At 58.1% G+C, this 1,978-nt stretch carries 3 protein-coding genes; all 3 read right to left on the bottom strand.

Annotation, left to right across the window (positions count from 1 at the left end; translation table 11 throughout):
- A partial coding sequence (locus tag ACOVRJ_RS03835; protein ID WP_422042574.1) for a RidA family protein occupies nt 1-307 on the bottom strand: 307 nt, incomplete at its 3' end.
- Between the two features lie 285 nt (nt 308-592).
- Entirely contained in the window at nt 593-1,327 is a 735-nt protein-coding gene (locus ACOVRJ_RS03840; RefSeq protein WP_422042575.1) for an amino acid ABC transporter ATP-binding protein, read from the bottom strand.
- 12 nt (nt 1,328-1,339) lie between these two features.
- Nucleotides 1,340-1,978 (bottom strand): amino acid ABC transporter permease (locus ACOVRJ_RS03845; RefSeq protein WP_422042576.1); only part of this gene is annotated, 639 nt, incomplete at its 5' end.

Genomic DNA, 1,978 nt, shown 5'->3' on the forward strand with positions numbered 1-1,978 from the left:
ATTCCGCATACATCTGATTGAATTGGGGCCAGTTCTTAATGTCAGTGAGGTAGACACGTACTTGGACTAGGCTGTTAGTATCCAGCCCAACACAGTCCAGGCAGTAATCGATGTTGGCAAGTACACGACGTACCTGCATCTCAAATGATTGACCTGTCATTGGTGTCCCATCTGGTTCGATAGGGAGCTGACCTGAGACATACACAACTCCGGCTGCTGTGCATACGTGAGCGTAATGCCCGCCAGGTGGACAGATAGATTCGCAGTTGGTGCTATGGATTGCAGACCTCGTCAAGATTCCGTTCATACTAGAAACTCCTCATATAAAAACTCTTCAGGCACGTTTAGGGAAGGTCTGCGCAACACCCGCCGAAACGGGCGCTGACACGCAGTTTTTCAAATGACGGAAACTCCCGCGCTTTGCAAGGTGTTTGAAGGTAGATTTCGACCCTCTTCACGGCCCTTTGGCCGTTTGCGGGCGCGATCATCCCTGGGCCATATCCATATCCAAAAGCCGCCTGCGCGCCATCCGCATATTGCTCAGCGCTAACCGCATCACCTGGTTGGCCGTGTTCTTGGTCAGCCACCACACTCAGTGCTGGAGAATCTTCGACAGAAAGTCCTTGGCACGCGGTGTCCGCGCATCGGGATTGCCGAAGAACTCATCGCGTGTGCAGTCCTCGACGATCTTCCCGGCGTCCATGAAGACGACGCGGTGGCTGACCTTGCGCGCGAACCCCATCTCGTGGGTAACGCACATCATCGTCATGCCTTGTTGGGCGAGTTGCACCATCACGTCGAGCACTTCGCCCACCATCTCTGGGTCGAGCGCCGAGGTCGGCTCGTCGAACAGCATGACGATCGGGTCCATGCTGAGCGCGCGGGCAATCGCCACGCGCTGCTGCTGGCCGCCGGACAGTTGCCCCGGGTACTTGTCCTTGTGCACCACCAGCCCGACGCGATCGAGCATCTTCAACCCGCGCGTCTTGGCCTCTTCGGCGCTGCGGCCTAGCACCTTGACCTGCGCCAGCGTCAGGTTCTCGGTGACGGTGAGGTGGGGGAAGAGCTCGAAGTGCTGGAACACCATGCCCACGCGAGCCCGCAGTTTCGGCAGGTCGGTCTTAGGGTTCGCGACCGAAATGCCGTCGACGATGATGTCGCCCTTCTGGAACGGCTCGAGCGCGTTGACGGTCTTGATCAGCGTGGACTTGCCGGAGCCCGACGGACCGCAGACCACCACCACGTCACCCTTCTTGATCGTGGTGGTGTTGTCGGTCAGCACCTGGAAGCTGCCGTACCACTTGGAAACGTTCTTGATTTCAATCATTGCGCTCTCGACTCAACGGATGATTTGGATCTTCTTCTGCAGACGACGCACCAGCATCGACAGACTGAAGCAGATGATGAAGTACACGACCGCAGCTACCAGGTAGGTCTCAACCGGCCGGTTGAAGTTGCGGCCGGCAATCTCCAAGCCCTTGAGCAGGTCGTAGGCGCCGATCGCATAGACCAGCGACGTGTCCTGGAACAAGATGATGCTCTGGGTCAGCAGCACCGGCAGCATGTTGCGAAACGCCTGCGGCAACACGATCAGCTGCATGCACTGCGGATAGGTCATGCCCACCGCATAACCCGCATGCACCTGCCCCTTGGGCACCGACTGGATGCCAGCTCGCATGATCTCGGAGAAGTAGGCCGCTTCGAACAGCGTGAAGGTGATTAGCGCCGACACCTCGGCTCCCATCGGGCGACCGATCAGCAACGGAATCAGCAGGAAGAACCACAAGATCACCATCAGCAGCGGAATCGACCGCATGGTGTTGACGTAGGCAGCGGCCGGCAGCACCAGGAACGGCTTGCCCGAAAGCCGCATCAGCGCCAGCAAGGTGCCGAGAATGATGCCGCCAATGGTGGCCACTATCATTAGCTGGAACGAGAACCACAGACCCTTGAGCACAAAGCTCGAGATCGTGTGCCA

It is taken from the genome of Roseateles sp. (genome assembly GCF_049240545.1).
GTDB lineage: Bacteria > Pseudomonadota > Gammaproteobacteria > Burkholderiales > Burkholderiaceae_C > Paucibacter_A.